Genomic DNA, 6,185 nt, shown 5'->3' with positions numbered 1-6,185 from the left:
CCGTCTGGGCCAGGCGTTCAACGAGATGGTCAAGAACGGCGAACTGAAGGCGCCGATCGTGATCGGCCGTGACCACCTCGATACCGGCTCGGTGGCGAGTCCGAACCGCGAAACGGAATCGATGAAGGACGGCTCGGACGCCGTGAGCGACTGGCCGCTGCTCAACGCCTTGCTGAACACGGCGGGCGGCGCGTCGTGGGTGTCGCTGCACCACGGCGGCGGCGTGGGCATGGGCTTCTCGCAGCACTCGGGCGTGGTGATCGTGGCGGACGGCACGCAGGCGGCCCACGAGCGGCTTGGCCGCGTGCTGCACAACGACCCGGCCACGGGCGTGATGCGCCACGCGGACGCCGGCTACGAACTCGCGCAGCAGACCGCGCGCGAGGCAGGCCTCAAGCTGCCGATGCTCGGCCGATGAGCGGCCATAAAATGGCAGGCGGCGCGGTGCAGGCGGCGAGGCTCACGCTGCTGCGTGGCGCGGCGCTCGTGGCGTCGCCGTGGAAGAACGGCGGCGGCGTCACGCGCGAAATCGCGGTGGCGCATGTGGCCTCGCACGCTGGCACGTCGCTCGACACGTTCGCGTGGCGCGTGAGCGTGGCCGATGTCGCGCAGGCGGGACCGTTCTCGCGTTTCGAGGGCGTCGATCGTACGCTGGTGCTGCTCGAAGGCGCGGGCATGCTGCTCGATGAAGCGGGCTGCACGCATGCGCTCACGCAGCCTCTGGACGTTGCGCGTTTCGCGGGGGAAGCCGCGATCGATGCGCGCCTCGTGAGCGGCGCCACGCGCGACTTCAACCTGATGGTGCGCCGTGGTGCGGCGCGCGGCACGCTCGAAGTGTGGCGCGAAAACGGGCCGCGCAGCATGCATGCGCAAACGGTATTGCTGTACTGCGCGCAAGGCGGGCAGGACGTGCGCGTGGACGCGGAACGCCGCGTGCGCCTCGAAGCGGGCGACACGCTGCGCATCGATACGCTCGACGCGCAATGCCCCTTGCACATCGAAACGCGCGGCGCGGGCGCCTTGCTCGCCGTGGCGCTCGACGTGCTGAACGCGCCACAGCAAGACACTACGGAAACGGCATCGCGCGATGCTGTGCACACCTGATGAAACGCACTCTCTGGCAAAACCTCAACCTGTGCCCGCATGGCGACCCGGGCCACACTATCGAGCACGCGGCGATTGCGGTGGAAGACGGCAAGATCGCGTGGCTCGGCGCCGCTGCCGACTTGCCCGCGCAGTTCGCCGAGTGGCCGCGCGAGGACCTGGGCGGCGCCTGGGTCACGCCCGGTCTCGTGGATTGCCACACGCACCTCGTCTACGGCGGTCAGCGCGCCGATGAATTCGCGCAGCGCCTCGCGGGCGTGAGCTACGAAGAAATCGCGCGCCAGGGCGGCGGCATCGTCTCGACGGTGCGCGCCACGCGCGCGGCCGACGAAGCCACGCTGTTCGCGCAGTCGGCGGCGCGCCTCGAAGCGTTGCTCGCCGAAGGCGTCACGGCTGTCGAAATCAAGTCGGGCTATGGCCTCGATCTGGCAAGCGAGCGCAAGATGCTGCGCGTTGCGCGTCAGCTTGGCGAGCGCTACCCGGTCACGGTGCGCACGACCTTTCTCGGCGCGCACGCGTTGCCGCCCGAGTTCGCGGGCCGCGCCGACGACTATATCGACGAAGTGTGCGAGCGCATGCTCCCGGCGCTCGCCGACGAGGGGCTCGTCGACGCCGTCGATGTGTTCTGCGAACGAATCGGCTTTTCGCTCGCGCAGAGTGAGCGCGTGTTCGAGGCGGCCGCGCGGCGCAAGCTCGCGGTCAAGATGCACGCCGAGCAGCTTTCCAATAGCGGCGGCGCGGCGCTCGCCGCACGTCACGGTGCATTGTCGGCCGACCATCTGGAGTTTCTCGACGAAGCGGGCGTCGCCGCCATGAAAGAAGCGGGCACGGTGGCGGTGCTGCTGCCGGGCGCGTACTACTTCATCCGCGAAACGCAACTTCCGCCGCTCGACTTGCTGCGGCGCAACGAGGTGCCGATCGCCATTTCCACCGACAGCAATCCCGGCACGTCGCCCACGACCTCGCTGCTGCTCATGATGAACATGGCGACCACGCTGTTCCGCATGACCGTGCCCGAGGTGTTGCAGGGCGTGACGCGGCATGCCGCGCAGGCTTTCGGCGACGCCGGGCGTCATGGCACGCTCGCGGCCGGCCGTCCCGCAGACTTCGCCGTATGGACGGTGCAGTCGCTTGCTGAACTGGCCTACTGGATCGGGCGTCCGCTCTGCGCACGTGTGGTGCGCGGCGGCGAGACCGTTTTTGAGCGTCGCGCATTCGAGCGTCGCGTTTGAGCGCTATTTCACGCATGAATCACACCATCGAAACGAATCCGACTTCGCGCGCGCTCTTTGCCGAGCACGCGTACTTGCCCGACGGCTGGCGCCGCAACGTGCTGCTCGAATGGGACGCGGCGGGCACGCTGCGCAGCGTGACCCCCGACCTGGCGCAGGCGCCTCAAGGCGTTGCCCGCGCGGCAGGTCCGCTTGCGCCTGGCATGCCTAACCTTCATTCGCATGCGTTTCAGCGCGCCATGGCGGGTCTCACCGAATATCGCGCGAATCCTACCGACAGCTTCTGGAGCTGGCGCGACCTCATGTACCGCTTCGCCGCGCGCATCACGCCGGACGATCTCGGCGCGATCGCGCGCTGGCTCTATGTCGAGATGCTGAAGGCGGGTTACACGTCGGTTTGCGAATTCCACTACGTGCATCACGGCAAGGATGGCCAGCGCTATGCGAGCCCCGCCGAACTGGCGCAACGTGTGGTGGATGCGGCGGACGTCACCGGCATCGGCATGACGATGCTGCCCGTGCTCTATCAGTACAGCGGCTTTGGCGCGCAGGCGCCGCGCGACGATCAGCGCCGCTTCATCAACACACCGGAACAGTTGCTTGGCATCGTCGAGTCGCTGCGCGAATGGCGGCCCGAGCATGGCGCACTGCGCTACGGCGTTGCGCCGCATTCGCTGCGTGCCGTTTCGCACGACTCGTTGCGCGCGCTGCTGGAAGGTCTCGACCGCATGCTTCCGGGCGCGCCGGTGCATATTCACATTGCCGAGCAAACGGCCGAAGTCGAGGCTTGCCTCGCGAGCGAGAGCGCGCGGCCGGTGCAGTGGCTGCTCGACCGTTTCGATCTGAGCGCGCGCTGGTGCCTCGTTCACGCGACCCATGTCGATGCGCGTGAGACCGCCGCGCTCGCGCAGAGCGGCGCGATTGCGGGCCTGTGTCTCACGACCGAAGCGAATCTCGGTGACGGCATGTTCCCCGCGCGCGAGTATCTCGACGCCGGCGGCGCGTTCGGCGTGGGCTCGGACAGCCATATCGGCGTGGACTGGCGCGCGGAGCTTCGCCTGCTCGAATACGGTCAGCGGCTCGCACGGCGCGAGCGCAACGTGCTGGCTGCGCCGCATCAGGCGCAGGTGGCGGACCGGCTCTTCGAAGGCGCGCTCGCTGGCGGCGCGCAGGCGACCGGGCGCAAGGTCGGTGCCTTGAAGGAAGGCGCGCGTGCCGACTGGATCGTGCTCGACGCCGAGCATCCGAATCTTGCCGGGCAGAAGCCGCTCACGTGGCTCTCGTCGGTCGTCTTCTGCGAGCATGGCGAAACGCCGGTGCTCGACGTCTACGCGGGCGGCGTGAAGGTCGTGGAGGCGCGCCGCCATCGCGACGAAGCGCGCCTTTATGCCGACTATCGCGCGGCGCTCGCCAGGCTGCTGGCCGAGGGTTGAACGCGGGGGTTAAACGCACCCGCCATTCACGAGACTACTTTCGATGACTGATATCTTTTCGCTGGAACGCGGCACGGCGCCGCTCATCATTTCGATCCCTCATCTGGGCACGCACATTCCCGCCGCGATGCACGGCCAGTACACGGACGTGGCGCTGACCGTTGCCGATACGGACTGGCATCTCGATCGCCTTTACGCCTTTGCGAAGGAGCTGGGCGCGACCGTGCTCGGCGCACGCGTTTCGCGCTATGTGATCGATCTGAACCGGCCGCCGAACGACGAGAGCCTCTATCCCGGCCAGACCACCACGTCGCTGTGCCCAACCGAAACGTTTCGCGGCGAGCCCCTCTATCGCGACGGCTGTGTGCCGGACGCGCCGGAACGCCAGCGTCGCGTGCAGACATTCTGGCAGCCGTATCACGACACGCTCGCCGCCGAACTCAAGCGCCTGCGCGCAGCGCACGCGAATGTGCTGCTGTGGGAGGCGCATTCGATTGCGAGCGTGCTGCCGCGTCTGTTCGACAACAAGTTGCCCGACCTGAACATCGGCACTCAGGATGGACGCACGGTGAACGCCGCGGTGCAGGCGCGCGCGGAACGCGCGGCGGCGGCAAGCAGCTATACATGGATTGCGAACGGACGCTTCAAGGGCGGCTACATCACGCGCCATTTCGGCGCGCCGCAGGACGGCGTGCATGCGATTCAGCTGGAGATGTGCCAGTCCGTTTACATGAACGAAGCGGCGCCGTTCGACTATGTTCCCGCGCTTGCGGAGAAAGTCCAGCCCGTGCTGCGCGAAATGGTGGGCGGCGCGCTGGAGGCCATCCAGGCGATGAACAAAGCTGCGGCCTGAAGTTGGCCGCAGCGTATCTGGCTCGATGAGGGAAAGCGGTGCTTCGCGCCGCTGGCCTTATTCCTGCTCGACCGGCAGGATCAGGCGTTCGGGAATGACCGCCGGCGTAAGGCGCATGGCGGCGTAATAGAGCGCGCCCGGCACGATCAGGCCGAGAATCCACGAGATGTCCGTGCCGCCGAGTGCATCGACGAAGGGCCCCGTATAGAAGCTCGTCGAGATGAACGGCAATTGCACGAGCACGCCGAGCACGTAGATGCCAATGGCCTTGGTATTCCAACGGCCATAACGGCCGTCGGGGTTCGAGAGCGCCGGCACGTCGTAGCGCGAGCGCGTGAAGCAGTAAAAGTCCACGAGATTGATCGCGCTCCACGGCGTGAAGAACGCGAGCAGAAACAGAATAAACGCCGTGAACTCCTTGAGAAACGAGTGGCGCCCCGCGAGCGCGACGAGCGTCGAGATGCCGACCATGCCGACGATGTAGACGAAACGGTGGCGCGTGGAGATCGCGCGTTTCGCGCGAAAGGCGCTCACGATCGTCGCCATCGACATGAAGCTGCCATACGCGTTGAGCGTGGTGACGGTGAGCTTGCCGAAGGCGATGCTGAAGTAGAGCATCGCGGCCACCGCGCCGCTCGCGCCAAGGCCGACGATATAGGCCACTTCGTGATGCGCGAACGCGTGGCCCGCGAGCGCGGCGGCGAACACACCGAACACCATCGCGGCCTGCGCGCCGATTACCGAGCCGAGCCCGACCGCGAGGAACGTGCGCGCGGGCGAAGTCGAGCGCGGCAAGTAGCGCGAATAATCGGCAACGTAGGGGCCGAATGCGATCTGCCATGAAGCCGAAAGCGACATGGAAAGCAGGAAGCTCGCAATCGAGAAATGGCGGTTGGCCAGCAGCGCGCCGACGTCATGGTGCGCGAAGAGCTGCGCAAACATGAACATGAACGCGAGCACGCCGATCACGCTGGCAATGCGGCCAACGAAGTGAATCGAGCGATAGCCGAGCAGCGTCAGCACGACGATGAGCGCCGCGAACAGGCAAATGCCCGCCGTATCGGAAACGTTGAGCAGTTGTGCGGTGGCCTGGCCGGCGAGCACCGTGCCGCTCGCGGAAAAGCCGACGTACATGATGCAAACCAGCACGATCGGAATGGCCGCGCCGTAGACGCCGAATTGCACGCGGCTCGAGATCATCTGCGGCAGGCCGAGCTGCGGGCCCTGCGCGCCGTGCAGCGCCATGACCGCGCCGCCAACGAGTTGTCCAATCAATAGCGCGACGAGCGACCAGAAAACATCGCCGCCGAGCACGACGGCCAACGCACCGGTAATGATCGCCGTGACCTGGAGGTTCGCGGAAAGCCAGAGCGTGAACTGGCTGAACAGGCTGCCATGACGCTCAGCTTCGGGGATGTAGTCGATCGAGCGCGTTTCCAGCAACTTGCGGCCATCGGATTCGAGACTGGCGACGGATTCAGGCATGGCCACGGACGGCTCCGGATGAGGGGGGATGTCCGCATCATGTTGAATAGACAACTTCGGTGAAATAGGGGATAACCC

Annotated in this window: 5 protein-coding genes and 1 pseudogene; 5 read left to right on the top strand and 1 reads right to left on the bottom strand. The window is 66.6% G+C overall.

Features of this window, described 5'->3' with window-relative positions; translation table 11 throughout:
• The 5 genes and pseudogenes from U5A57_RS31000 to hutG all read left to right on the top strand — a co-directional run.
• Positions 1 to 418, top strand: a pseudogene (locus U5A57_RS31000) (urocanate hydratase); the annotation flags it as partial.
• Entirely contained in the window at positions 415 to 1,104 is a 690-nt protein-coding gene (locus tag U5A57_RS30995; protein WP_321915487.1) for a HutD family protein, read from the top strand. The pseudogene U5A57_RS31000 and the gene U5A57_RS30995, both read left to right, overlap by 4 nt.
• On the top strand, positions 1,104 to 2,336 hold the full coding sequence (gene hutI, locus U5A57_RS30990) for an imidazolonepropionase (protein ID WP_321915486.1): 1,233 nt from the start codon (positions 1,104 to 1,106) through the stop codon (positions 2,334 to 2,336). Before U5A57_RS30995 ends, hutI begins: the two co-directional genes overlap by 1 nt.
• 14 nt (positions 2,337 to 2,350) lie before the next feature.
• Entirely contained in the window at positions 2,351 to 3,769 is a 1,419-nt protein-coding gene (locus tag U5A57_RS30985; RefSeq protein WP_321915485.1) for a formimidoylglutamate deiminase, read from the top strand.
• 43 nt (positions 3,770 to 3,812) lie between these two features.
• Positions 3,813 to 4,622 (top strand): N-formylglutamate deformylase, encoded by an 810-nt coding sequence (gene hutG, locus U5A57_RS30980; protein ID WP_321915484.1) that lies wholly within the window; start codon positions 3,813 to 3,815, stop codon positions 4,620 to 4,622.
• A 57-nt stretch (positions 4,623 to 4,679) separates the two neighbouring features.
• On the opposite strand, the gene U5A57_RS30975 is transcribed toward hutG, so the two are convergent.
• Positions 4,680 to 6,107, bottom strand: a complete 1,428-nt coding sequence (locus U5A57_RS30975; protein ID WP_321915483.1) for a cytosine permease — start codon at positions 6,105 to 6,107, stop codon at positions 4,680 to 4,682.
• Between the last annotated feature and the right edge of the window lie 78 nt (positions 6,108 to 6,185).

This window comes from Paraburkholderia sp. J11-2, from assembly GCF_905220185.1.
In the GTDB taxonomy this organism is placed as follows: domain Bacteria; phylum Pseudomonadota; class Gammaproteobacteria; order Burkholderiales; family Burkholderiaceae; genus Paraburkholderia.
This window is presented reverse-complemented; position numbering and strand designations above follow the sequence as displayed.

Coding starts and splice junctions, on each gene's coding strand:
- U5A57_RS30995 (WP_321915487.1), top strand. CDS start 415: ATGAGCGGCCATAAAATGGCAGGCGGCGCGGTGCAGGCGGCGAGGCTC.
- hutI (WP_321915486.1), top strand. CDS start 1,104: ATGAAACGCACTCTCTGGCAAAACCTCAACCTGTGCCCGCATGGCGAC.
- U5A57_RS30985 (WP_321915485.1), top strand. CDS start 2,351: ATGAATCACACCATCGAAACGAATCCGACTTCGCGCGCGCTCTTTGCC.
- hutG (WP_321915484.1), top strand. CDS start 3,813: ATGACTGATATCTTTTCGCTGGAACGCGGCACGGCGCCGCTCATCATT.
- U5A57_RS30975 (WP_321915483.1), bottom strand. CDS start 6,107: ATGCCTGAATCCGTCGCCAGTCTCGAATCCGATGGCCGCAAGTTGCTG.